This is a genomic window from Bradyrhizobium sp. B097 (genome assembly GCF_038957035.1).
Classification (GTDB): domain Bacteria; phylum Pseudomonadota; class Alphaproteobacteria; order Rhizobiales; family Xanthobacteraceae; genus Bradyrhizobium.
The window spans coordinates 5,168,860-5,193,561 of sequence record NZ_CP152412.1 but is presented as its reverse complement, the minus strand read 5'-3'; the positions used below and the strand labels follow the sequence as shown (position 1 = coordinate 5,193,561).

Sequence of the window (24,702 nt, the reverse complement as noted above, 5' to 3'; positions counted from 1 at the left end):
CTCGATCCGCACTCGGCAGTGACGACCGACACTCAGCTCTTCTTCGTCGCCCTTGCCCTGATCTTCCGCACAGCGGTTCCCGCAGCGATCCGCTTCAATGCATCTGCGAATGCACGTGCCGCAGGGCCGAGAGGCTCATCGAGCCGGTGGGCAAGATACGCCTCCATCGCAAGCGTGGCGTTGCGGCCGAGTGCGCCGGTTTCGACCCGCATCAGGCGGCGCTCTTTCAAGTCGCGCGCGACCTGCCAGAGCGGCAGGCGGCCCCAGCCGAGTCCGGCCAGGATCATGGCGTGCTTGGTATCCTGATTGCTCACCCTGCAAATTTGCGGCGAGAGCACGCCGAAGCTGCGTCCTTCCGACAGCGGCGTCGGATCCGACAGCACGATCTGCAGATAATCGGCAAGGTCGGCGACGCTCTTGCGGCCGCGCCGCGCGAGCGGATGGCTGGCGGAGGCGACGGCGACGATCTGCACGGCGCAGATCGCGTCGAGCGCGAGGCGGGGATCGCGAAAATCCTCGCCGACCGTGACAGTGAGCGCGCTGCGCCGTTCGGTCAGGGCGGCGATCGGCCCGCCCATCGGTTCGACCGCGAGCCGCACGCTCACCGACGGATAGGCCGCCCGCATTTCCGTCAGCGCCGCACCGACCGCGGCGATCGGAAACAGCGTGTCGACCACCAGCGAGAGTTCCGATTCCACTCCGTCGCCCAAGCCGTGCGCCCGCGCGCGCATCGCGTCGACGCGGAGCAGCAGATCGCGGGCGTTGCCGAGCAGTGCCTTGCCTTCCGCCGTCAGCGCCGGGCGATGGCCGGAGCGGTCGAACAGCATGAGACCGAGCGCAGCCTCGAAGTTGGCGATGGCATGGCTGACCGCGGACTGCACCCGCGCGAGCTTGGTCGCGGCGGCGCGAAAGCTGCCGCTCTCGGCGATGGTGACGAACACCCGGATCTGGTCGAGCGTGAGGTTATCGAGCATGATCTATGAAATCGATCAACTGGATGCAAAACATATCACTCCTGTCGATGATCGGGAAACGCTATCTGTGGTGGCTTGAGCCGGACGGGTGGACGCATGACGATCGAGACGGCCATGGCGCCGCAGAGCGAGGCAAGACGATGGGCGACAGTCGCCGTCGTGACCGGTTGCGGCATCGGCGCCGCGCTCCAGGTCGGCAAGGTGCCGATTGCCGCAACGATGCTGCAACAAGGCCTCGGCATCGACCTCGCTGCGGTCGGAACAATCGCCGGCATCTTTGCGGTGCTGGGGCTTGTCGGCAGCGTTCCGGCTGGCGTCGTGATCGCCGCGGTCGGCGCGCGCCGGGTGCTGCTGTGCGGGCTTGCGGCCGTCACGCTCGGTGCGGCGTCGGGTGCGCTGGCGCCGCAGCTTGCGGTGCTGCTGGGATCGCGCCTGCTGGAAGGGCTCGGCTTCCTGCTGGTGATGGTTTCCGCTCCTGCATTGCTCAATCGCGTGGTCGATATTGGCGCGCGTGACATCACCATGGCGGTGTGGAGTTGCGTGATCCCGTTCGGGATCGCATTGGCGCTGGTCGCGGGACCGATGTTCGACGGCTGGCGCGCGATCTGGTGGGCCAGTGCCGCGTTTGCCGCCCTGCTGTTCGTCCTTGCCGGCGTCATCGTGCCTGAAGTGGCATCGCGGACCGGCCCGACGCGTGCCGGCTTGATGCAGGAGGCTACCGCGCTGGCGCGGAGCCGCACCCTGGCGCTTCTGATGGTGCTGTTCGGGCTCTACAGCCTGATGTTCTTTGCGGTGTTCAGCTTCCTGCCGATCCTTTTGACCGAGCGACTTGGCGTGTCCAGCCAGAGCGCCGGCGGGCTCAGTGCGTTGGCGGCGGCGGCCAACGTCATCGGCAACCTCGCCGCCGGCAATCTGCTCGCGCGCGGGGTGAGCCGGACTGGGCTGATTGCAGTTGCTGCCTTCGTGATGGGCGCGTCCGCGCTCGGCATCTTCCTGCCGGTGCTGGGCGGCTGGGGCGCATTCATCCTGTGCCTGCTGTTCTCCGCGACCGGCGGCCTGATCCCGGCGACATTGCTCGCGACCGCGCCCGCGGCGGCGCGTTCGGCGGCGATGGTGCCGGTCATGATGGGCCTCTTGATGACAGGCAGCAATTTCGGCCAGGTGACCGCACCGATCGCGGTTGGCGCTATCGTCTCGGCATGGGGCTGGAGCGCGGCCTGCGTCATGGTGGTTGCGGCGGCGATCCTTGCCGGCTTGGCGGCATGGATGCTGGCGCGCGGCGATCACAACGGCGTCAGCGAGGCGAGAGACCCGGCTTGACGCCGTGCGCGCGGAGGGCGAAGGAGTGAAGGTCTCTCACGCCAACGACAACAGGAAAGCTTCATGACACGCGTGCGCTGTATCACCGAAATGGGCATGGGCGTCGACGTCCACGGCCGCGATGCCACCAAGGCCGCCAAGCGGGCGGTCTCGGATGCGATCCGCCATTCCAGCCTCGGCTTCTTCCGCATGCTCGGCAAGACCGCCAACGACATGTTCGTCGACGTCACGATCGCCGTGCCGAATCCCGAAGCGGTCGATACCGACGCCGTCGCCAGGGAACTGCCCTATGGCACCAAGACCGTGAAGGCGATCGCGGGCGGGCTCGAGATTCCGTCCGATGTGGGCAACGACCCGATCCTGATCGCGAACGCCGCCGTCATCGTCAGCTTCGACGACGGCAAGTAATCGAGGGAGCGGCGGGCGGCGTATGCGTGCGTCATTCGTCGCCCTTGAAGTAGTCGGGCTTGCCGGTGGTCCAGGTCTCGCCCCAATGCTGGCCGCCGCCGTCGACGGTCAACGTCTCGCCGGTGATGAACTTGCCAGAGGGCGCGGCGAGGTAGACGGTGGCCTCCGCGATGTCCCAGGGCGTGCCCGGACGCATCATCGGGTTGGAGCGCGGATAGGCGGCGCGCGCCGCCTCGCTGTAGACGTTCCAGCCCTCGGTCTCGATCGCGCCGGGCGCGATGCAGTTGATGCGGATGTTCAGCGGCGCCCATTCGACCGCAAGCGCGCGCGACAGCCCGATCACGCCGGCGCGCGCCGCGATCGTGTGCGCGATGCCGTAGAGGCCGTGCGTCGTGACCACCACGATGTTGACGATGCTGCCGGGATGTTTGCGGTCGCGCCAGCGCTGCGCGGCGGCCTGCATCATGTACCAGGTGCCATTGAGGTTGGTGTTGATGACCGCGTTCCAGCCCTTGATCGAGAAATCGATCGCGGCTTGCGGGAATTGGCCGCCGGCGCTGTTGACGAGATGATCGATACGGCCATGCGCGGTCCACAGTGCGTCGAACATCGCGCTGACCGCGTCGGGATCCCTGATATCGGCAACGTGCGCCGATGCCTTAAGGCCCCGATGGCCGAGCTGATCGACCAGCGCATCGAGCTTGTCGGCACTGCGTCCTGCGACCACGACATGTGCGCCGAGCCGGGCGAACAGCCATGCGATGGCGCGACCGATGCCGCCGGCGCCGCCCGATACGACGACCACCTGACCGGCCAACGCGTCGGCCGCAAACACGGTCGGGTGCGTTGCGAGTTCGTCGTCGGAAGGGCCGAGCGTTGCCTCTGTCTGTTGATCGTTCATGGCCGGTTGCAGACCTTGCGGCTTTCAATGAGCTCCGTACATTAGCCGTCCATCAACAACCCTGCAAAGCAACAACCCTGCAAAGAATGTCGACATGACTGATCTGTCAGCCTTTCCCATCACAAAACGCTGGCCCGCCCAGCATCCGGACCGCCTGCAGCTCTATTCGCTGCCGACGCCGAACGGCGTGAAGGTCTCGATCATGCTCGAGGAGATCGGGTTGCCCTACGAGGTCCATCTCGTCGACTTCAACAAGGACGACCAGAAGACGGTGGAGTTCCTGTCGCTGAACCCGAACGGCAAGATCCCGGCGATCCTCGATCCCAACGGTCCGGGCGCCAAGCCGCTGCCGCTGTTCGAGTCCGGCGCGATCCTGCAATATCTCGCCGAGAAGACCGGCAAGCTGTTGCCGGCGGATGCGGCGCGCCGCTACCAGGCGATCCAATGGGTGCACTTCCAGATGGGCGGCATCGGGCCGATGTTCGGCCAGGTCGGGTTCTTCCACAAATTCGCCGGCAAGGATTATGCGGACAAGCGGCCGCTGCAGCGCTATGTCGCCGAGTCCGCGCGCCTGCTCGGCGTGATGGAGGCGCATCTCGCCGGGCGGCAGTGGTTCATGGACGATGAATACAGCATCGCCGACATCTCGATGCTCGGCTGGGTGCGCAATCTGATCGGCTTATACGGCGCGCGCGAGCTCGTCGAGTTCGACCAGTTCAAGCATGTCGCGGCCTGGCTGGAGCGCGGTCTCAAGCGGCCGGCCGTGGAACGCGGGTTGAACATTCCGAAGCGGCCCTAAGCGGCCTGCTTCAGCAGCTCGTAGACGATCGGATTGTCGGCGCAGGCACTGAGGCCGCATTCGAGCAACGTTGAAAGCACGTTCAGCGCCGTCAGCCCGACCACCAGCCACACCGCACCTTGCGTGAATTTGCCGGGCGAAGTGCCCGGCGCCGTGCGGTGGTCGAACTGGCGGTCGAACAGCAGCATGGTGGCGAGCAGGACGATGGCGGCGATGAATCCGACCAGCGCCCACGTATAATAATGGTAGCCGAGCAGCACGGACCCATAGCCGGCGTCGCCGGGGAGGATGTGCAGCAGCACCTGCCGGGTCGAGACCGAGGCGCCGAGCACGGCTGTCAGCAGCGACAAGGCATAATGGCTCGGCCGCGGTCCGAAGCGGATGTTCAGGATCGGTCCGATCGCCAGCAGGGCGAAAAGGATGCGCTGCAACAAACACAGCGGGCAGGGCAGCTCGTGCAGCAGCAGCTGCGCCGCAAAGGCTGTGGCCAGCAACAGCGCGAGGCCATAGAGCGCGAGGGCATTGAGGGTCACGGCCTGCGTGTCGGTCATGGCTGGCCTCAGAACGACAGGGTGAGGCGGTCGGTGGCGTGGTGCAGCAAGGTCGCGACGCAAGCGACCAGGATCACCGCGAACAATCCGATCGCGACAGGGCGCGGGCCGTGCCAGGCCACCAGCATGGCGATGGTGATGGCGAGAAACAGCGCGGTGAATTCCATCTCAGCCTCCGGATGCGAGCCGGCCGTAGCCTATGACAGATTCGTGTGCGCGCGCGGCGGGCGCGAATGGCCATTGTCGCTTGCGCGCGGCTCCGCCAAGATGGCATCACCAGTTGAGTTCATTCCAGTCCGGGGCACCTCATGACCACAGACGCGATCAAGCCCGCCGTCCATCACAAACATCAGCCCTGGTACAAGATCCTCTACATCCAGGTGTTGATCGCGATCGCCGCCGGCGTCTTGATCGGTCATTTCTATCCCGGCCTCGGCAAACAGTTGAAGCCGCTCGGCGACGGCTTCATCGCGCTGATCAAGATGATGATTGCGCCGGTGATCTTCTGCACCGTGGTGCACGGCATCTCCTCGATGGGCGACCTCAAGCGCGTCGGCCGGGTCGGGCTGAAGGCGCTGATCTATTTCGAGGCGGTGTCGACGGTCGCGCTCGCGGTTGGCCTTCTGATCGGCGAACTGTTGCAGCCCGGTCGCGGCTTCAACATCGACCCCTCCACGATCGATCCGAAGTCGGTTTCCACCTACGTGACGCAGGCGAAAGAGCAGGGCATCGTCGCCCATTTGATGGCGATCATCCCCGACAGCTTCTTCGGCGCGCTTGCGCGCGGCGACCTGCTGCAGGTGCTGCTGATCTCGATCCTGTCGGGGTTTGCCATTGCCTTGATGGGCAAGCCCGGCGAGCCGATCGCCGAGGCGATCGACAAGGCGTCCAAGATGTTCTTCGGCATCATCCGGATGATCGTCCGCGTCGCGCCGCTCGGCGCGTTCGGCGCGATGGCCTTCACGGTCGGCGCCTACGGTCTCGGCTCGCTGGTGAATCTGGCGGCGCTGATCGGCACGTTCTATCTCACCAGCGTGCTGTTCGTGCTGATCGTGCTGGGCGCGATCGCGCGGCTGGCGGGCTTTTCGATCCTCCGCTTCATCGCCTATATCAAGGACGAGCTCCTGATCGTGCTCGGCACCTCGTCGTCGGAGACGGTGCTGCCGCAGATGATCCAGAAGATGGAGCATCTCGGCGCCTCGCGTTCGGTGGTCGGCCTCGTGGTGCCGACCGGCTACAGCTTCAATCTCGACGGCACCAACATCTACATGACGCTGGCGACGCTGTTCCTGGCGCAGGCCACCAACACCCATCTGACGATCTGGCAGGAGCTCGGCATCCTCGGCATCGCCATGATCACCTCGAAGGGCGCCTCCGGCGTCACCGGCGCCGGCTTCATCACGCTGGCCGCGACGCTGTCGATCGTGCCCGACATTCCGATCCAGTCGATCGCCATCCTGGTCGGCATCGACAAGTTCATGAGCGAGTGCCGCGCGCTCACCAATTTGATCGGCAACGGCGTCGCCTGCGTCGTGATCAGCCTCTCCGAGGGCGAGCTCGACAAGGCCGCGCTGCACGAGACGATGGCGCATCCGCTTGAGCTCGGCGAGGCGCTCGAGCCGGGCGGGACGGGCTAGGTAGTGTGGACACTAGCGCATCCATAGGACAATGGCTGCGAGGGTGACGACGGCGCGATAATTTCGGGCGGTCTTTTCGAAGCGGGTTGCGACGCGTCGGAACTGCTTGAGCTTTGAGAAGCAGCATTCCACGAGATGGCGCTGGGCATAGAGATGCTTGTCGAGCGGATATTTGAGCGCGCGTGACGGGTTGTTGGGAATGACGGCGAGCGCGCCCTTGGCGGCGATGGCTTGGCGCAAGTGATCGGCATCATAGGCCGTGTCGGCCATGACGACCTCGGCGGATAAGCCCTCAATCAATGCGGCGGCCTGCGGTGCATCGCCCTTCTGACCTGCGGTAAGCGTGAACCGCACGGGACATCCCAAGCCTCGAACGGCCATATGTATCTTGGTGCTCAGGCCCCCGCGCGAGCGGCCGATCGCTTGATCTTCAGACCCCCCTTTTTGGCCCCGGCGGCGTGCTGATGTGCCCGAACGATGGTGGAATCGACGATCAGATATTCGAAGTCCGGGTCATCGGACATCGCCTCGAATATCCGCCACCAAACACCCTTGATGCTCCATCGGCTGAAGCGTCGGAACACGCTGTTCCAATCCCCAAAGACCTCAGGGAGATCGCGCCAGGGAGACCCCGTACGCACGATCCACAGCACACCTTCCACGAACATCCGGTTGTCGCGACCGGTAGAGCCCTTCTGATCGGGGCGCCCTATGATCAGCGGCGCCATCCGCTCCCACGTCGCGTCGCTCAACACCAATCGGTCCATCGCACCCAAGGCTGCCTCCCAAAAGCAGCCTTGAATCTGATTTGCTCCTAAAAGGGAATCCTTAGAGTCCACACCACCTAGAGCAATATGAAGTTATGGGGCCGTCGCAGGGGGCGCTGCCAAAATATCGAAAACAACCCCATGCAAAGTAGCCGGCGGCGGCCGGCGTTCGACCAGCAGCTTGACATGTCGGGCAACTCAGGGATATTCTTCTAATATTCAGAAATTGCGCAAATGTTGCCTCGCGCCAAGGCTGTCGCATAAGGCATTTGCGGGCTTCTGCAACTGAGGCTTCTACGTCGCAGGCGGGAGAGGGAACGCGCCGTATTCGCGGCCGCAGCCTGGGTCGTGAACCCGTAAAGTGGGGAGGGCCCGCACGTCAGGATGACGAATATGCGCCAAGCTTTGAGTGCATAATGCGCCACATTGCCTCCCCACCTTGCGGAAGGCTGCTGCTTGTGGCCCGGTTGAGACACGCGGTCGAGCTCTAGGAATGTCGGCTCGCCGGGGTAGATCGGAAGTCATCGGCGGACGATCAATACGACGCGAATGATCCTTCCCGGACACGCCGCCTGTGCGGAGAGTTTCACGGCGTGCAGCGCCCTTTTGTTTGTCCTTCCCGGCGCGGTCAGGCCGCAAGTTCCTCGGTCTCTCTGGCGAGATGCCCCGCACTCCAGCCCCGGATCGCGTCGACGACCGGAATGAAGCTCTGGCCCTTGCGGGTCAGGCGGTACTCGACCTTCGGCGGTACAGTGCCGAAGTCCTTGCGTTCGATCAGGCCGCTCGCGGCCAGCGCCTTGAGCTCGCGCGACAGCACGCGCGGTGCGATCTCGGCGCTGCCGGCAAGGCCGCGCAGCAGGCCGGACCTAATCTCGCCGTAGCGGCGCGGCCCATCCTTGAGGTCCCACATGATCCGCAGTTTGTATTTGCCGCTGATCAGCTTCTGGAACGCGGCGACCGGACAGCGGTGACCGCGCGACTCTTTCCGGTTCGGCATGACAGAGATCTCCGTCGAGGCCGGCATCTAACGCCGAACCGTTGCGAACGTCCATAGTATCATTTTTGTCCATACTTGCACTGTCGCTACTTGCGTGCCTAACTCGCATTCAGTTGCGGAGCGGAAAGGAAACGGCGTGATCCTTGTCTCGGGCGCGACGGGACTGAACGGCAGCGCACTCGTGCGCTTGTTGTCTGCGCGCGGGGTTCCGGTGCGCGCATTGGTCCGCGATCCCGCAAGAGCCGCGGCGCTGGCCGCCCTGCCGCACGTTGAAATCGCCGTCGGCGACATGGCCAGGTCGGAGACGCTCGCCGCGCCGCTCAAGGGTGTGACGCGCGCGATGCTGATCTCGTCGTCGGTGCCGACCATGACCGAGGTGCAATCGACCTTTATCGATGCTGCGAAAAAGGCTGGCGTCCGTCATGTCGTCAAGCTGTCCGGCATCATTCCCGACGTGAAGTCGGCGTTCCGCTTTGGACGGATGCACGGCGAGATCGAGAAATATCTCGAAAACTCCGGCCTCGCGTTCACGCATCTGCGTGCCGGCGAGTTCATGCATTCCTATTTCCGGCAGGTGCCGATGATCCTCGGCAAGGGTGCGCTGTTCCTGCCGATGGAAGACGCGAGGATCGCCTCCGTCGACATCGACGATATCGCAGCAGTCGCCGCCGCTGTGCTCACCGGATCGGGACACGAAGGCAAGATCTATCCTCTGACCGGCCCGGAGGCGCTGACGATGACCGAGGTGGCGCAAAAGCTGTCGGTCGTCGCCGGCAAACCGGTCAAATACATCAACGTGCCGCCGGAGGACGCCAAACGCGCCCAGCTAGCCGCCGGCCTGCCGCCCTACCTTGTTGACGCGCTGGGCGAACTGTTCGCCGAGCGGCGCAAGGGCGGCGAGTCACACGTCTGGCCGACGATCGCCGCGGTGTTTAAGATGAAGCCGACGTCGTTCGACCAGTTCGCAGCGAAGCATGCGGCGATCTTTCGTGGCGAGCAGCCGGCGCCGAGATTGTGAAAGGTATACATGAAGCAGTTCCTCATCCGTTATCGCCGCACGACCGCGACCGCCGACGCCTGGCACGAGGACATCAAGCGCTTCATCGCGCAGATCGAGGCCGATCCGGAATTGCGCGGACGGATCTCCTACCGGTGCATGAAGGTGCGCGACAGCGACGAATATATGCACCTTGCGACGCCAACGGACGATGCCGCAGTCAAGGCGCTGCAAAGCCGCGACTGGTTCAAGCGCTATAACGAGCAGACCCGCGCGGCCGCAGGCGGCTCGGTCGAGGTGCTGCCGCTTGAGATCGTCGCCGAGACCGCCCCCGCGTAACGAAGAAATAGCGCCCCTGCCGGGTTTAGGTACACGGCCTAGTCCCATCCAGCCCAATCCAGGAATGCTTAGCTATGCTCACCGTCTATGGCGAAGGTCGTGGCTTCCGTGTTGTTTGGCTGCTCGAGGAATTAGGACTGGCCTATCGGCTGCGCCCGGTCGATCTGCTCGCAGCCGAGAAGGATCGCGATTTCCTCGCGGTCAACCCCGCCGGCTTCATTCCCGTACTGCAGGACGGCGAGACGATCATGGTCGAATCGATCGCGATTCTTGAGTATCTGCTCGCCCGCCACGGCTCAGGTTCGCTTGCCGTCGCTCCGGACGATCCCGCCTTCGCTTCCTATCTGCAATTTCTCCACTTGGGCGAGGCCGGGCTCGCCGGGCCGATGAACGCCGTCATTGTCGGTCGCCAACTGGCGCCCGCAGCCGAGCGAGATGCCCGGGTTACCTGCTGGGCTCTCGAGACCTTCGAGAGCCGGCTGGGGTTGGTTATCCGCCGCCTCGCGGATTGCCCCTATCTCGCCGGCGACCGATTCACTGCTGCCGATATCTCGGTGAGCTACGCCCTCCTGCTCGGCATGCGAACCGGCAACTACGTCCCCGGTCCTGCCGAACGGGACTATCTCGCCCGCACGACGGCACGCCCTGCCTACCTCCGAGCGATGGAAAGCTGCCAGGCCACCAAGGCTTGGGCGGCGAGATCACCGGGATTGTAGTGCTCGCTTCATCGAAGCAGCCAGGCGACTGGAGTAGTACTGCGTAAGCCGTGCACTCATTGAGCGGCCGGCGCCTGATGACCGCTTAACCGCAACAGCGGCGGAAAAGCGGGTATCTCCCGAGATCGCCGATGGGCCAATAGGAGACTTCACGGCTGGCTATTTGATTCACCTCATCGGTGCGTGCGAGCTCGTGGTGTGCAATATGATGCGATGGGCCGAAGGCGGGAGGATGCCATTTGTCAATTCGTCAGCCTTTTTTGCAGTTTGGCCCGCACAAGATCGATGTGATTTCGCAACATATATAGCATACTCGCGTAGGCGGCCGGTAGCTTGAGACTGTCAGCTTGTTCTTCAAGCTGATCGAGCTTCGCGATCATTGCAGCCGTGTCGCGTTCGGTGGGGCTCGATATAGTATCATCCAGAAATCTCAGCTCGCCGTACAGCCGAAAAATCTTTGTTCGCATTAGCCAATCGTAAAATGACGGCAGAAATCTTATAATCGGATAAAGCAAGCCGATAACCGGAATGAGCAGTACTAATAGCCTTCCGACCAGTTCAACCATCCAAAAAGGAAGATAATTCTGCAGGAATGGCGGCCCAGACTTGTAAAACCGATTTGCCTCACTGCTTAGGGGAACGTCGATAGATTGAGCGGCTGGGAATTGAGCAGCGTGCTGAAAAATGCCGGGCCCCGAATGGATCTGCACGGCCGCATTCAGCAGCAAGTATTGAATTGCTGAATGCAGATCCTTGCGAACGACGAGACTAGCTTTCGGCGCGAGCAAAACAACGTCGGCTGGTGGCAGATCCTTTGCCAGGTTGCCCACACCCCTAGGTACCACAACCTTATTCAGATAGGGATACAGCGCGACATACGCATCCGCACGTGGGAAACTTGTAATCTCGATGCGGTCGTCGGCGAGAAGCGTCTGAACAATGGGTGATTCCCAAGAGTTCAGCGTTAGCATCGCGTCGATCTCCCCGCCCATGAGCTTTTCGCCCGCTATTTCTGGAGCCAGGTTCAGCAATTCGCTAACCCGCTCATCAATTCTGTTACGTTTGAGCAGTTCGAGCGATAGTGTTTGAGTGCCGCTGTCGACGGGACCAATTGATATCTTCCGGCCCCGCAGATCCATGAACCCGTCCGCTAGCAGCAACTCGCGCTTATGGAAAAGCCACAACGGTTGATAGGAGACTGTCCCAAGCGATTCGAGTTCGCGCGAAGCGCTTGCGCCAGCAGTGCCGCCCCGGATAAAACCCACATTAACCCCGGAACGTGGGTCCTGCAGCAAAGCTATGTTTTCCGGCGAGCCCGCAGTGGTCACCAGTCGCACATCCACGCCTGCCTTCGCGAGTTCTTCGCGATAGCGTTGACCGTACTGGTAATAGGCGCCTCCCTCGGGTCCAGTCGCCATAGCGATTGTGAACGGCGGCATGTTGCGCAACACTATAATGGCAGCCCATGCGATCACCGCGGCGATCACGAGGATGGCGACTGCAGGCAAATGCTTTCCTAGAATTTCCTTGGCAGCCATCCATCAAACCCTATTTTCATCGAGTTACTGGGCCTTGAGCGTGTGATTATAATCGCAACCCCTTTTCCTCTTTTTCGATGGAAGGCACGTTATTTAAGATCGATTGCGCGACTAACGATCTCGTGTTGATGCGCCCTTCAAAGCCGCGAGCGTGCCGACGGACACTGGGCGCGAGTAGGCTGCGACATTGTCTGCGAGGGTAGCCGGAAGCCAAGGTGTTCGCATGCCTCAGTTAGGTTGGGCACTCCGATCCTGGACGGTAACGGGCTTAATCGGTGGAGGAACACCTTGATATGTCCATCAACTTCACAATGACCGTTATGGGTCAAAAGCCGCCGATTGCGACCGAACATTGGGACTTCCGGTTCACTCCGGAGAACCGACGTTCTCGATGGTCGTCCAGACCGTCAGCTATGGGCCCACACAGCCTGGGCCAGAAGCGGCCGTCCACAATCCACAATCAGACCTTTCCCGCTATTCAGCGAACCGGCGTAACTACGGCCGCGTCGCTGCCCGGTCAGGGTCGCCCCGATGCCCCTTGCAAAGGCCATCTCACCCCTACCTGCGGAACTAGATGCCCTGGGAGAAACGGCCGGTCCTTGAGGTCGGCCGCCTCTCCTGTTGTTCGCAAATCGCGACTTGAGGCGTCCGACTAGTCGCTGGCGCCGGCGTTCCTCAATTCCCTCACTCGCTGCATGACCTGTTCCAGGTTGTAGCTGGCAGGGTCCTGCAGCGGCGGGAATTTGATGAAAGTCTCGAGGTGCCTCAACCACAACTGCTGTCCGATAGGCAGCATGTTCCAGTCATAGACATAGGCGGTCGACGGAGACGCGATCGCTCCGCCCATGCCGAACAGCGTCTTCTGCTGGTCGCCAACGGAGGTCTCGAAGGGATCGCGCTTGATGTTGACGATCTGGGTCCAGGAATAGGGCCGCACGCCGTTAATGAAGCCCGCAGGAGAGTCGGACACCATCGCGAAGTACATCTTCCAGTTCTTGTAGCGGACCGCAGACGGCTCCTTGCCGGAGTAATACAAGAAGTGGTCGCGGGGCGACTTGTCGGATTTGCCGCTCAGATAATCGATCTGATTGACACCATCGAGGGTGGTCTTGACCATATTGGGATAGCCGGCCTCGACCTGTTGCTTCAGTGCGTCGCCCTTGGCCCCGCCGGCGATCTCGACGAGAGTCGGCAGCCAGTCGAGGGCGGAAAACATTTCATTCTTGATCGTGCCGGGCTTGATGACGCCAGGCCAGCGGATCACCATCGGAGCGCGCATGCCGCCCTCCCAGGTGCTCAGCTTGCCGCCCTTGAACGGCGTGGTGCCGCCGTCCGGGAAGGTGATGGTCTCGGCGCCGTTGTCGGTGGTGAATACGACGATCGTGTTGTTGAGCTGGCCCATGTCTTCGAGCTTCTTCAGCACGACGCCGATGTTGTCATCCATCTGCTTCATGCCGGCTTCGTTGACGCCCCAGTCCTTGCCTCCGGGCTCGCCAACCATAGCCAGGTACTTGTCCGGCAGCACGGTCGTGATATGCATGCGCGCCGGGTTGTACCAGACGAAGAAAGGCTTGTTGGTCTTCTTCGGGTCATTGCGATCGAGGTAGTCAACGACCTTCGCCGAGATTTCCTCGTCCACGGTCTTCGATCGCTCGAGGGTCAGCGGGCCCTCATCCTTGCACATCATATTTTTCGCGGTGCCGTCCGAGGACTTGCACGCCAGCATTGGCCGCGGCGGCGTCAGGCAGACCGTGGTCTTCGGATCCACAGCGCCGGGGACCTCGGCCACGCCCGGGATCGGCGTGTTCTGGCATGGCGGGGCAAGGGTCTGCTGGGCCGGGGTTTTGTTGATGTCCGGGAAGCTCACCCCTTGCATGGCGTCGAGGTGATAGAGATAGCCCCAGTACTCCTGGAAGCCTTGCGCGGTCGGCAGCGATTCGGTGTGGTCGCCGAGATGGTTCTTGCCAAATTCGCCGGTTGTGTAGCCGAGATCGAGCAGGAACTTGGCAAGCGTCGGCGTCCCCGTCCGCAGGTAGGATGGGCTGCCGGGAATTTCTGGCAAGACCATGCCGACGCGAACCGGCTGCATGCCGGTCAGGAAAGCTGTACGCCCCGCCGTGCAGCTCTGTTCGGCGTAATAGTTCGTGAACATCGCGCCTTCATTGCCGATGCGATCGATGTTCGGCGTCTCTCCGACCATCAATCCGCGGTGGTAGATGCTTGGTTGCATCCAGCCGATGTCGTCACCCATGATGAAGAGGATGTTGGGCTTCTGCTGCTGAGCCGCAGCGGGCATGCTTGTCAGCCCGGTCAACGACAACGTCACAAGCGTCGTTGCTCCGAGGAATGTCGCGGCCCGCCTGTGCCAACCCGAGGTAATCCTCGGCGGCATGCTTGGTGCAGCGCGCGGCTTGTTCTTGAGAATACAATCAAACATGGTCACTCTCCGGGTTGTGGTGCATTGGAGGCTTCTCGCCTGACGCACCGAAAGCCAATGTGACTCGTCGAGGTGTCGATCGGCTGCGCGTGCCGCGCAGCTGGCCGATAGCGGCGGCAGTAGTTCGGCGCGCACAAATGCGAGCCGCCTTTGATGACCTTCTGTGGAATCTTCACGTTGGTCGTTCGGGGATCGTAGCTGTCGGCCTCGCGCCCGCCGCGCGGGTTCTTCGGGATGCAGCAGGCCTTGGCCGCTTCCGCCTGATGCTTTGGCGAATACCAGTCGGCCGTCCATTCCCAGACGTTGCCGATCATGTCGTAAAGTCCGTGGCCATTCGGTGGGAATGCGGTGACTGGCGAGGTACGTTCGAAGCCGTCGGCATTGGTGTTCTGGTGCGGAAAATCACCCTGCCAGGTGTTGGCCATGTGACGGTCGTGCGGCATAAACTCATCGCCCCACGCATATTCGGCGCCGTCGAGCCCGCCGCGCGCCGCAAACTCCCATTCCGCTTCGGTCGGCAATTCTTTGCCAGCCCATTGCGCGTAGGCAAGCGCGTCGTTGAAGGCCACATGCACGACGGGATGATGGTCGAGCGCATGGATGTTGCTATTGGGTCCGTAGGGACGCCGCCAGTGTGCACCCTTGGCGAAGCTCCACCACTGGCTGAAGTCGCGCAGGCTGACGGCGTGCTTGGGCGGAGAAAACACTAGCGAGCCCGCATAGATCATATGCGGGAGCATTCCCGGATAATCCTTGGGGTCAGGTGTGATCTCGGCGACGGTGACGTACCCGGTGGCTTTTGTGAACTCCTTGAATTGCCGGTTTGTCACCGGGTGGTGGTCCATCCAGAAGCCGTCCGCCGTAACGCGATGCGCAGGTGCTTCTTCCGGATAATGCTTGTCCGACCCCATGCGAAATGTGCCGCCGGGTATCCAGATCATTTTATCGATATCGGAAGCACCATCACAAATGGCGATATGGTGCGTTAGCTCAGGCTTCGCTTTCAATGCGTTACCCCCCAGCCGATGCATGCCACCTGGCGGAATCCTCGGTCGATGTCGGACGATGGTCCAATATCGGCATCTGTGCGGTAGCTTTTGTGTTTGCGGACGGCGAAGCGCGGTCTAGACTTTCCTAAAGCGCAACCGGAAGTATGACCGTTCGGTAGAGACGACGTTGATCTAAATCAATGCAACAAAGCGGACATGACCCTGCGTCAGTCCCCACGTCCACCTTTAGGAGTACCACCTAGAAGTAAAGCGGACACGGCGATGTCGATGAGGTCGCCCTGTAGCACTTAGCGGCCATGAGACGGGCTAGACCGGAAGTTGCGGCGGTCTGCTCAGGATCAAAAGCGCCTATCCGAGCCTCAACTGGCCACTTCCGGTTTCACCCTGATAAGCTGACAATTTAACAACCAGCTGGACTTCGCATTCGGGCCAACAACGGACAATAGACACCAGTCTCCAAGTTAACCGCGGCCACCATGGAACTGCGTGACGTTAGGCGCGGGCGGATTGGGATATTTCTTGACCGTTTCCAAATATTCATCGACCTGCTTGAGCGCCGGCTCTGACACCCAGCTAAACATGCCTCCCACGATGAGGTCCTCGTGCGGGTCCATCTCGATGTTGTAGACCTTCGGGTAGCCCGCCATCCGAGCGCTGGCCGAGAAAATGCCGGGCTGCCGCTGAGGTCCGTCGCCAGTAGGATGAACGTCGGTAAAGTAGATGCGCCATTGCTTCCATCGGGCGGCGACCAGATCGGCACCAATGAAGCTCAGGAGATTTTCGCGATGTCCCGCGGCGCTGTTGCCTAGCAGCACGTCGGTCTGGTCTACGCCATCGATAGGACGATCAGTTGGCATCGTGCCACCGACAATGTGGGCGAAGGTCGGCATGAAATCCATGATTGAGAACATCGCATAGGAGGTTGTGTTTGGCTGGATCTTTCCGGGCCAGCGGATGAGGGCCACCGTCCGGATTGCGCCCTCCGTCGCTTCTCCCAACTCGCCACGGAAGGGACCGGCATTGCCCATATCGGGCGTCCCATCATTTCCGAACTCCCGCGTGGTTTGACCATAGGGTCCATTGTCGGACGCAAAGACCACAAGGGTGCTGTCGTCTATTCCAAGTTCTTTCAGTGTGTCGAGGATTTGGCCGACGTGATAGTCGCCCTCCATGATCTTGTCGCCGTAATTGCCGATCCGCGATTTGCCCTTGAACTGCTCAGAAGGCAGGTTCGGCACATGTCCCATCGAAAATGGCAGGTATAGAAGGAAGGGCTTCGCGGCGGCCTTCTGCCGCCGTATGAAGTCGATGGACTTATCGATCAGTTCATAATCGATGTTTGCGCGCACTTCTGGTGTGAACGGCTTCACCGTCTGCAACGCTCTCCCGGCAGTCGCCTCAACGATTTGCGGCCCACGCGCTAGAAGCTCGGCCGGAGTGGCCGCGACTGAATGCGTTAGTTCCGTCGTGCTGACGTAGGTTGCCGCGTCCCAAGAGATATTTGGAGGGATGCCATAGTACTCGTCGAAGCCGTGTGCGGTCGGCAAGCTCTGCGGTTCGCCGCCGAGATGCCACTTGCCGAAGATCGCCGTGGCATAGCCTGCGCCCTTAAACAGCTCGCCCATGGTGAAGGCGCGGGCGGGAAGCGTATTAGGGGAACCCTCGATAGCTATAAGTGATAAGCCGTTGCGGATCGAGTATTGGCCCGTCAAGAGAGCCGCGCGGGAGGGCGTACAGGCCGGTTCGACCAGAAACTGGGTAAGCCGCAATCCCTCGCGCGCCAATTGGTCGAGACGCGGTGTTGGTGCGCCACGCAACTCTCCGCCGCCATAGCACCCCAAATCGCCATAACCGACATTATCGGCGAGAATGAAAACAACGTTTGGCTTTTGGGGTTGTTGTGCGGATGTCGGAGCAGTCCCCATCGCAACCGTTGCGGTGGAAACCACCGCCATCGCTGTGCCCGCGAGCAGCATGTCGCGCCGGTTGAGACGTGATGGATGGTCCTCAGAGTTCTGCTCGCTCGAATGTGGCATCGCATCCTCCGCGCGGCGATTTTCTTCCGCGCTCCGAGAGTACAGCCATCAGGCGGAATGCGCAAAGGCAACAGGGTTCGCTCTGAACCCTCTATGATGCCGTGCAAAATGTCTGCAATGGGTCAAACTCGACAAAACTCAAGGTGAGCATAATGCGTGTCCGCTTCCGGGCACATCGCGACCGCTCCCGTCGGCACGGGTTCAATGAGCCTGACTGCCGAGCCATGATTCGAATCTTTGACCGAAGCGGGCCGAATCATGCGCTACGAACTCGACGACGAGGGATGCACTGCCATCAGGCCGATGCTGCCAAACAAGCCGCCCGGCGCACCACGGATGAATGATCGTCGCGTCCTCCGGGCAGTATCAGTCCGGGACGCCGGCGGCCTTGAGGGTTTCACGATAAGTCACGGACATCGATTCCACCGGGAACGGAATCCGTGACAGGAATCCGGAGATCGTGAACTCCGGATCGACCTTGAGCAGTTCGCGCGCGATCTGGGTCGCGCGCTCGGTCTCGCCGGTCTTGACCAGCGCCACGATCAAGACCCGCAGCGCCACCGCGAAGCGGCGGTTCTGCGCTAGCGCCTTGTCGGCCCACATCACCGCTTCGGCAAAGTTCTGGTCGAGCACCGCGCAGATCGCCAGCGCTGCGGAGGCGAACCAGCCGCGCGGGTCGCGCGGGTTCAGCCGTTGTGCGCGCTCGATCATGGCGCGGCCGGCCTGCTGGTTGCCGCGCATCGCCTCGATCCAGCCGCACAGGACGAGCGCCATCGCCGAATTCGGGTTGATCGCAAGCGACCGTTCGAACAATTCGCGCGCGGGTTCGATCTCGTCGGCCATGTTCCAGATCGCGAACGCCGCCATCCAGAGGACCTGCGGGTCACCCGGCGCGAGCTCGACTGCGCGCCAGGCCTGCGTGACCGCGCGTTCCCGGTAGGCGTCGTTCGGCTTCAGCCAACCCTGGACGTGACGCATGGCGTGGCAATAGGCCGACGCCGCCAGCGCCGGCGCGTAAGCCGGGGCGAGAGCCAGCGCCTGGTCGAGGCAATCGAGCGCGGCAACCATGCCCTCGGGCGTGAACTCGTAGCGCAGGCTGTAGGCGCGCAGCAGCAGGTCGTAGGCGTCGAGCCTGTCCGGTGGCGCCGTCCGCACCCGCTCGGCTTCCGCAACGAGCAAGGTCGGCTCGATCGCGCCGACCACGTTCTCGGTGATGCGGTCCTGCAGGTCGAACACGTCGGTCGCCGCGCCGTCGAAGCGGTCGGCCCACAGATGCGCGCCGGAGACGGCGTCGATCAACTGTCCGGTGATGCGCAGGCGGTCGCCGCCGCGGCGGACGCTGCCTTCGAGCACATAGCCGACACCGAGATCGCGCCCGACCTGGCGGATATCGACCGCCTTGCCCTTGTAGGTGAAGGCGGAGTTGCGCGCGATCACGGTGAGGCGGCTGCAACGCGCAAGCGCGGTGGTGATGTCCTCGGCGATGCCGTCGGCGAAATAATCCTGCTCGGGATCGCCGCTCATATTGGTGAAGGGCAAGACCGCGATCGACGGACCTTCGCTCGGCCGCGGCGGGGCGGCCTTGTCCACAATCGAATGATCGGGCGCGCTGTGCTCGCTGACATCGCCGACAAAGCGCAGGCCTTTGCGGGGCAGGGTGCGGATCAGCCGCTGCTCCTCGCCATTGTCGCCGATCGCGGTCCGCGCCGCATTGACCCGGCTGCTCAGCGTCGCTTCCGAGACGATCCGGCCGTGCCAGACCGCCGCCAGCACCTCGTCGCGGCTGACGACGCGGTCGCGGGCGCGGATCAGGAACTCAAGCAGATCGAAGACCTGCGGCTCGACGGCCACCAGGGCATCGCCGCGGCGCAGCTCCCGGCGCTCGGAGTCGAGGGTCAAGTCGTTGAAATGGTAGGTCAAATCGAAGAGTCCGGCGGCCGGCGGCTGAATCCAGGGCGGAACCTAGCACAGGCGGCGTGGGGCCAAAATCACGACGGTCTGAAGGACATATCCACGTCCTCTGAAAGCGGGCGGGGTCGGTCTCTGCAATAGTCGATGCCGACACCAGACTTAAGGAGATCGCCATGTCGCAATCCATCAATCAGCAACGCCGCCGCTTCCTTGGCATCGCCGGCGGGATCCTTGCCGTTTCCAGGCTCGGCTTCATCGGATCGGCCGAGGCCCAGTCCAAGCCGGCGCTATCAGCGGTCAAGGCCGGGAGCCACACCACGATCGGTCCGGTCAAGCAGATCAATGCCGGCGTGCTCGATACCGGCTATGTCGAAATGGGCCCGGCGTCGGGTCCCGCAGTCATCCTGCTGCACGGCTGGCCGTACGATATCCACAGCTATGCCGACGTCGTGCCGACGCTGGCCGAGGCCGGCTATCGCGTGATCGTGCCGCATCTGCGCGGCTACGGCACGACGCGTTTCCTCTCCAGCGATACGATGCGCAGCGGCCAGCCGGTCGCGGTCGCGGCCGACATCATCGCCTTGATGGACGCCTTGAAGATCGAGAAGGCTGTGCTCGGCGGCTATGATTGGGGCGCGCGCACCGCCAACATCATGGCGGTGCTCTGGCCCGAGCGCTGCAAGGCCATGGTGTCGGTCAGCGGCTATCTGATCGGCAGCCAGGCGGCCGGCAAGATGCCGCTGCCGCCGAAGGCCGAGCTGCAATGGTGGTACCAGTTCTATTTCGCCACCGAGCGCGGCCGCGAGGGCTATGCCAAGAACCGGCACGATTTTAACAAGCTGATCTGGCAGCTCGCCTCGCCGCAGTGGAAGTTCGACGACGCCACCTATGACCGCAGCGCTGTTGCGTTCGAGAATCCCGACCATGTCGATATCGTGATCCACAACTATCGCTGGCGGCTCGGTCTCGCCGAAGGCGAGGCGAAGTACGACGCGTTCGAGAAGACGCTGGCCCAGGCGCCCGTGATCGCGATCCCGACCATCACGATGGAGGGCGATGCCAACGGCGCGCCGCATCCGGAGCCCGCGGCCTATGCCAAGAAGTTCTCCGGGCATTACGAGCATCGGACCCTGACCGGCGGCATCGGTCATAATCTGCCGCAGGAAGCGCCGCAGGCCTTCACCCAGGCCATCATCGACGTCAGCAAGGTCTAGAGCGTTTTCGAGCGAAGTGGATACCGGTTCGCGTGAAGAAAACGCGTCAAACAAGAATCGAGAGCGCGGACAGGGATCATGAGACAGGGTGTGAAATGGGCAGCTGCCGCGATCGCGGCAGCCTGCATCAGTGCGTCATTGCCGTTTGCCGTCGGGCACGCCGATGACGCGGCGCCGGCATCGCCGATCTTCGGCGTGAAAATTCCGGACGGCTATCGCGACTGGAAGCTGATCGCGGTCGGCGAGGAGACCGGGCTCGACGAACTGCGCAGCGTGCTAGGCAACGCGACCGCCGTGAAGGCCTATCAGGACGGCGCCGCGCGTTTCCCCGACGGCACCGTGCTGGTGAAGCTCGCCTGGAAGCGCAAGCCGGTTGCGGGCCTCGATGGCGCCTTCATCACGGGGCAGGCGACCACCGTCCAGGTCATGGTCAAGGACTCCGCCAAATATGCCTCGACCGGCGGCTGGGGCTTTGGCCGCTTCATCGACGGCAAGCCGGTCGATGCCGCCCAGCACGAGACGTGTTTCGCCTGTCACGAGGCTCATGCCAGCGATCACGATTTCGTCTTCACGCACTATGCGCATTGAGTGCGATCTACCACCCTCATCGTCGTCCCGGCGAAAGCCAGGACCCATTACCCCAAATCTCAGTCATTGCGCGACGCTGGGGCCGCGATCCCATTCACAATCAACTGCGATGGTTATGGGTCCTGGCTTTCGCCAGGACGACGGCGGTGTTTCTGGCGAGCGCCATGCACCGATCACGGAGACGCCGCGGCGTACTGGGTCCCCCGGTCGAGCCGGGGGACGACACCGAGTATGAGCACTACGCCTTCTTCACATCCTCGCGGCGCGGTCTGATCTGGCGCTGCCGTTGCAGTGAGGCTAGTTTCTCCGTAGCAATCGCATGCGGGGAACGGCTTTGACCATCACCATCTACGGCATCAAGAACTGCGACACCATGAAGAAGGCGCGCGCCTGGCTCGACGATCACGGCGTCGGCTACGACTTCCACGACTACAAGACCGCCGGCATCGCCAAGGACAAGCTCAAGCAGTGGAGCGACGAGATCGGCTGGGAAACGCTGCTCAATCGCGCCGGCACCACCTTCAAGAAACTGCCCGATGCCGACAAGGAAGGGTTGAACGAGCGCAAGGCGCTGGCGCTGATGGCCGAGCAGCCGTCGATGATCAAGCGCCCGGTGCTCGATCTCGGGCCGAAGCGCGTCGTCGGCTTCAAGCCGGATATCTATGCCAAGGAAGTGCCGGCAAAGGCGCGCAAGAAGGGCTGACGCGTTCTGCGCGAACCCCAGTTTGGGGATGTGAATCACGGGAGTCCGGGCAACCAGGACACTTCGCGTTCGGCTCCCGTTCGGCGCTTACGGACAGAAGCGGACATCAACCTGCTGACAATCGCTGACCAGTCCGTCGAAAATGACCCAGCCGAGTCATTCGATGCATCCACATCGCTATGGCCTCCGACAGAAGCCCGGTCCGTGTAGCTCGACATTTAAGGAGATCGACCGTGGTAACCAGACGATGCAAGCGCGACGTGTGCTGGTTTACAGCCGCTGCAATGGTTGTTATCGGAGCGGTTTGTTCGCCTGCATTTGCAGACAAGACCGTCTATTACACTGACAGTTGCGTGGAACGAGAGAGCGGGGATATCGGCGGCTATATTGTCATCGTCTCGGACGGTAAGCCTTTCCCGGTGATCAGGCTGAGTTGGTCTGAAGGCGCACTGAAGCAGCCCGTCGCCGCTAAAGTCACTAACTACGATCGAGGGTCCGGCCAATTATCATTTTCAGTTTCGATTGAATGGGATCAAGGTATAACGCGCGATATTCAGTTCGACGGCAAAGTTACAATTGATCGGATGACGGGCACGCTTGCGGTGCCATGGGAAACTGCCCGGAAAGCCATAGAACTCAAAGTCCGGTCGCGCAAAGCAGCATTCGAACCCACAACGACATGCCGATCAGGTTGAGAAAAGAGGGATCGCGGCCAATGGTTGCTTATGGACCCGTTGCAGACTTTGGGGGCTGGGTCGTATAAGCGGGTGCAACCAACGTGAAAAGCAGCCACAGGTGGAACATATGACTGCATCCGGGATGCTGGCCGATCAGTTCTGGGAGATTATGGAGCGCGCTGCGCGATTCGACGATAATCCGGCCGCTCACCTAGATGCCCTGCGCTCGGAGTTGCGCGGGCTAACTGCCGATCAAATCAAATCCTTCGAGGTGGCGTTTCGGCGCTATCTCAATAAAGCATACACTTGGGATCTGTGGGGAGCAGCATACGTGATCCATGGCGGCTGCTCTGATGATGGCTTCGAATACTTCCGGCGCTGGCTCGTGTCGAAGGGACGGGATGTGTATGAGCCTGCGCTGGCCGACTCCGACAGCTTGGCGCAATTGCAACTCCGACCGGGTCCTGATGGCACGTGGGAGTTCGAGGAGATCTACTACGTCGCGAACCGAATCTTTGCGGAGAAAGGTGGCAAAGGCGACGTGCGCGACTATTCCGAGCCCGAAGCCGGATTGGGCGGATCCGGGCCTTCCGGTGAGCTCTTCCGGGAAGATCAGGAACATCTGGCCCGCCGCTATCCGAATCTCTGGCGGCGGTTTGGAGCCGAACCGCTGGGCTGATTTTATTCAGTAGCTTATCCCAGACCTTCGGCTTGTAGCCCATCCCGACATTTGCTGCGATCGCACAAAGGCGGTCGGTGTCGGGGCGAACCGGACATCGGCGAAGGTTTATGAGTATGAGTGCTGGACCTAGATCAGCTCGACCGAATCCTGGCTCGCCGGACGGTCCGCGGGCACGAACCTGCGGTCGATCACCGCCCGCACCGTGACGACAGGCACGGCCTTCGCCTTTACGCCCATCAGATTGTGCAGCCGAAATCCGCCCTCGATGCTGATCGCCTTGTACGAGCCGATGATGTGTTCGACGGTATCGCCGCGTCCGAACGGCAGCAGCAGCCGTTCATAGGACACGTCCTTGCCGTCGGCGTCGGTGACCTCCGCAACCGTGTAGGTCGGACGCTTGCGCGCCAGGCAGGCGCGATAGGACAGGATCACGCCGGCATAGCGTTCCGGGCCGATCGCGTCGTCGAGGTAGCGGTTGGTGCGCAGCCGCGGCTCGACATGCTCGTTGCCATAGGCGCTCGTCAGCCGCGCGCCTTCCTGCGTGATCAGGAAGCGGGCGGCGTCACCGCTGCCGACGACGTCAAAACCCATCATGTCGGCACGCTCGTCGGCGGTGCCGTCGGTGTGGAAATCGCACAGCAAGGGAAGGGCGTCCGGCATGCGCCGCGCGCGCAGCCAGGCGTTCAGCAGCACCCGCTGCGTGATCGATTTGACCACCGATGGATCGGCACTCCTGAATGGCATGGGCTAGCTGAACTCAAGCACATCCCCGGGCGGGATGCGGCCGGGGGCACGGTGGAACAGGTCGCGGTCGATGATCGCGCACAGCTTGAAGTTCGGCAGCGCGTCGTTGCCGCGCATCAGATTGCGGATCTCGAAACTGCCGCTCTCGCTGATCGTCTTCAGCGAGGCGACAAGATGCGTGACAGCGCCGCCATTCGCGAACGGCAGCAGCAGCCGTTCATAGGCCACGACGTGACCGTAGATGTCGTCGATATCGGTGATGGTGTAGGCGGGCAGCCGCCGCGCGATGCATGCGTGGTAGACCGGCATCACGACCGGCGCGAGCCGCGGTCCGAGATAGTCGTCGAGCAGGCGGCCCTTGCCGCTGTGACCGTAGGCGCTGGCCATCCGCGTGCCATCGCTCTCGATCGTCAGTTGTGGCGGCTCGGCTGCCGCGTCGACGGTGAAGAACACGATGTCCGGCAGATCTTCCTCGATCCGCTCCGGCTGGAATTCATCGATCCGCGGGATGGTTTGGCCACGGGCATAAAGTCGCAGCCACGTGTTCAGAAAATCACGTTGCCGGATCGACTTGATGACGGAGGAATTGGCGCTCTCGAAATGCAAGGCTCTGGCCGTCCAGAATACAATGGCGGGAGCTTCGGCGAGAGGCGGAAATATTCTATGAAAAGGAAAGACCGGAGCAAAACACCCTTAACGGCGGCTTTCCGAGGCGCAAAGCGCGCTCGAAGGCCATTCGACTAAGGATCAACCGGA

General features: G+C 62.3%; 24 protein-coding genes and 1 pseudogene. 12 read left to right on the top strand and 13 right to left on the bottom strand.

Annotated features, from left to right (window positions below):
• Window positions 1-32 precede the first annotated feature (32 nt).
• The gene (locus tag AAFG07_RS24555; RefSeq protein ID WP_342722438.1) at window positions 33-974 is read right to left on the bottom strand and encodes a LysR family transcriptional regulator; all 942 of its coding nucleotides are present in this window, start codon (window positions 972-974) and stop codon (window positions 33-35) included.
• A 96-nt stretch (window positions 975-1,070) separates the two neighbouring features.
• Between AAFG07_RS24555 and AAFG07_RS24550 the strand changes: the two genes are divergently transcribed.
• Both AAFG07_RS24550 and AAFG07_RS24545 read left to right on the top strand, forming a co-directional pair.
• Window positions 1,071-2,294: an MFS transporter gene (locus AAFG07_RS24550; protein WP_342722437.1), complete on the top strand. Its 1,224-nt coding sequence runs from the start codon at window positions 1,071-1,073 to the stop codon at window positions 2,292-2,294.
• A gap of 63 nt (window positions 2,295-2,357) precedes the next feature.
• Complete coding sequence (locus AAFG07_RS24545) at window positions 2,358-2,702, top strand: Lin0512 family protein (protein WP_342722436.1); 345 nt, start codon at window positions 2,358-2,360, stop codon at window positions 2,700-2,702.
• Between the two features lie 31 nt (window positions 2,703-2,733).
• On the opposite strand, the gene AAFG07_RS24540 is transcribed toward AAFG07_RS24545, so the two are convergent.
• Window positions 2,734-3,603 (bottom strand): SDR family oxidoreductase, encoded by an 870-nt coding sequence (locus AAFG07_RS24540; protein WP_342722435.1) that lies wholly within the window; start codon window positions 3,601-3,603, stop codon window positions 2,734-2,736.
• Between the two features lie 94 nt (window positions 3,604-3,697).
• Between AAFG07_RS24540 and AAFG07_RS24535 the strand changes: the two genes are divergently transcribed.
• Window positions 3,698-4,402, top strand: a complete 705-nt coding sequence (locus AAFG07_RS24535; protein WP_342722434.1) for a glutathione S-transferase N-terminal domain-containing protein — start codon at window positions 3,698-3,700, stop codon at window positions 4,400-4,402.
• Here the strand turns inward: AAFG07_RS24535 and AAFG07_RS24530 are convergent.
• Both AAFG07_RS24530 and AAFG07_RS24525 read right to left on the bottom strand, forming a co-directional pair.
• A complete protein-coding gene (locus AAFG07_RS24530; protein ID WP_342722433.1) occupies window positions 4,399-4,953 on the bottom strand; it encodes a disulfide bond formation protein B in 555 nt (184 codons plus the stop codon). The two genes, AAFG07_RS24535 and AAFG07_RS24530, sit on opposite strands and share 4 nt — an antisense overlap.
• 8 nt (window positions 4,954-4,961) lie before the next feature.
• Entirely contained in the window at window positions 4,962-5,120 is a 159-nt protein-coding gene (locus AAFG07_RS24525) for a DUF5993 family protein (protein ID WP_342722432.1), read from the bottom strand.
• Between the two features lie 141 nt (window positions 5,121-5,261).
• Between AAFG07_RS24525 and AAFG07_RS24520 the strand changes: the two genes are divergently transcribed.
• Window positions 5,262-6,590, top strand: a complete 1,329-nt coding sequence (locus AAFG07_RS24520; protein WP_342722431.1) for a dicarboxylate/amino acid:cation symporter — start codon at window positions 5,262-5,264, stop codon at window positions 6,588-6,590.
• 12 nt (window positions 6,591-6,602) lie between these two features.
• Here the strand turns inward: AAFG07_RS24520 and AAFG07_RS24515 are convergent.
• Both AAFG07_RS24515 and AAFG07_RS24510 read right to left on the bottom strand, forming a co-directional pair.
• A pseudogene (locus AAFG07_RS24515) lies at window positions 6,603-7,318 on the bottom strand (IS5 family transposase).
• A gap of 667 nt (window positions 7,319-7,985) precedes the next feature.
• Window positions 7,986-8,354, bottom strand: coding sequence for a helix-turn-helix domain-containing protein (locus AAFG07_RS24510; protein WP_342722429.1), 369 nt, complete (start codon window positions 8,352-8,354; stop codon window positions 7,986-7,988).
• Window positions 8,355-8,490: 136 nt separating this feature from the next.
• Here AAFG07_RS24510 and AAFG07_RS24505 point away from each other — a divergent pair, with 136 nt between their 5' ends.
• The 3 genes from AAFG07_RS24505 to AAFG07_RS24495 all read left to right on the top strand — a co-directional run bounded on the left by AAFG07_RS24505 (window position 8,491) and on the right by AAFG07_RS24495 (window position 10,406).
• Window positions 8,491-9,372: an SDR family oxidoreductase gene (locus AAFG07_RS24505; RefSeq protein WP_342722428.1), complete on the top strand. Its 882-nt coding sequence runs from the start codon at window positions 8,491-8,493 to the stop codon at window positions 9,370-9,372.
• Window positions 9,373-9,381: 9 nt separating this feature from the next.
• Window positions 9,382-9,690 (top strand): hypothetical protein, encoded by a 309-nt coding sequence (locus AAFG07_RS24500; protein WP_342722427.1) that lies wholly within the window; start codon window positions 9,382-9,384, stop codon window positions 9,688-9,690.
• Between the two features lie 74 nt (window positions 9,691-9,764).
• Window positions 9,765-10,406: a glutathione S-transferase family protein gene (locus AAFG07_RS24495; RefSeq protein ID WP_342722426.1), complete on the top strand. Its 642-nt coding sequence runs from the start codon at window positions 9,765-9,767 to the stop codon at window positions 10,404-10,406.
• A 242-nt stretch (window positions 10,407-10,648) separates the two neighbouring features.
• On the opposite strand, the gene AAFG07_RS24490 is transcribed toward AAFG07_RS24495, so the two are convergent.
• The 5 genes from AAFG07_RS24490 to AAFG07_RS24470 all read right to left on the bottom strand — a co-directional run bounded on the left by AAFG07_RS24490 (window position 10,649) and on the right by AAFG07_RS24470 (window position 19,347).
• Complete coding sequence (locus AAFG07_RS24490) at window positions 10,649-11,944, bottom strand: TAXI family TRAP transporter solute-binding subunit (protein WP_342722425.1); 1,296 nt, start codon at window positions 11,942-11,944, stop codon at window positions 10,649-10,651.
• Between the two features lie 652 nt (window positions 11,945-12,596).
• Window positions 12,597-14,240, bottom strand: a complete 1,644-nt coding sequence (locus tag AAFG07_RS24485; protein WP_342722424.1) for an arylsulfatase — start codon at window positions 14,238-14,240, stop codon at window positions 12,597-12,599.
• Between the two features lie 143 nt (window positions 14,241-14,383).
• The gene (locus tag AAFG07_RS24480; RefSeq protein WP_342729229.1) at window positions 14,384-15,322 is read right to left on the bottom strand and encodes a formylglycine-generating enzyme family protein; all 939 of its coding nucleotides are present in this window, start codon (window positions 15,320-15,322) and stop codon (window positions 14,384-14,386) included.
• A gap of 530 nt (window positions 15,323-15,852) precedes the next feature.
• Window positions 15,853-17,427 carry an arylsulfatase gene (locus tag AAFG07_RS24475; RefSeq protein WP_342722423.1) on the bottom strand — a complete coding sequence of 525 codons (1,575 nt, stop codon included), beginning with the start codon at window positions 17,425-17,427 and terminating at the stop codon, window positions 15,853-15,855.
• A gap of 366 nt (window positions 17,428-17,793) precedes the next feature.
• Window positions 17,794-19,347 carry a winged helix-turn-helix domain-containing protein gene (locus AAFG07_RS24470; RefSeq protein ID WP_342722422.1) on the bottom strand — a complete coding sequence of 518 codons (1,554 nt, stop codon included), beginning with the start codon at window positions 19,345-19,347 and terminating at the stop codon, window positions 17,794-17,796.
• 164 nt (window positions 19,348-19,511) lie between these two features.
• Between AAFG07_RS24470 and AAFG07_RS24465 the strand changes: the two genes are divergently transcribed.
• From AAFG07_RS24465 to AAFG07_RS24445, 5 genes are all read left to right on the top strand, one after another.
• The gene (locus tag AAFG07_RS24465) at window positions 19,512-20,552 is read left to right on the top strand and encodes an alpha/beta hydrolase (protein ID WP_342722421.1); all 1,041 of its coding nucleotides are present in this window, start codon (window positions 19,512-19,514) and stop codon (window positions 20,550-20,552) included.
• Between the two features lie 78 nt (window positions 20,553-20,630).
• Window positions 20,631-21,140 carry a cytochrome P460 family protein gene (locus AAFG07_RS24460; RefSeq protein WP_342722420.1) on the top strand — a complete coding sequence of 170 codons (510 nt, stop codon included), beginning with the start codon at window positions 20,631-20,633 and terminating at the stop codon, window positions 21,138-21,140.
• Between the two features lie 334 nt (window positions 21,141-21,474).
• A complete protein-coding gene (locus tag AAFG07_RS24455; protein WP_342722419.1) occupies window positions 21,475-21,843 on the top strand; it encodes an ArsC family reductase in 369 nt (122 codons plus the stop codon).
• Window positions 21,844-22,076: 233 nt separating this feature from the next.
• The gene (locus AAFG07_RS24450; RefSeq protein WP_342722418.1) at window positions 22,077-22,538 is read left to right on the top strand and encodes a hypothetical protein; all 462 of its coding nucleotides are present in this window, start codon (window positions 22,077-22,079) and stop codon (window positions 22,536-22,538) included.
• A gap of 109 nt (window positions 22,539-22,647) precedes the next feature.
• On the top strand, window positions 22,648-23,199 hold the full coding sequence (locus AAFG07_RS24445; RefSeq protein ID WP_342722417.1) for a DUF4240 domain-containing protein: 552 nt from the start codon (window positions 22,648-22,650) through the stop codon (window positions 23,197-23,199).
• Between the two features lie 129 nt (window positions 23,200-23,328).
• On the opposite strand, the gene AAFG07_RS24440 is transcribed toward AAFG07_RS24445, so the two are convergent.
• Both AAFG07_RS24440 and AAFG07_RS24435 read right to left on the bottom strand, forming a co-directional pair.
• The gene (locus AAFG07_RS24440; protein ID WP_342722416.1) at window positions 23,329-23,946 is read right to left on the bottom strand and encodes a hypothetical protein; all 618 of its coding nucleotides are present in this window, start codon (window positions 23,944-23,946) and stop codon (window positions 23,329-23,331) included.
• A gap of 3 nt (window positions 23,947-23,949) precedes the next feature.
• Window positions 23,950-24,552, bottom strand: a complete 603-nt coding sequence (locus AAFG07_RS24435; RefSeq protein ID WP_342722415.1) for a PAS domain-containing protein — start codon at window positions 24,550-24,552, stop codon at window positions 23,950-23,952.
• Between the last annotated feature and the right edge of the window lie 150 nt (window positions 24,553-24,702).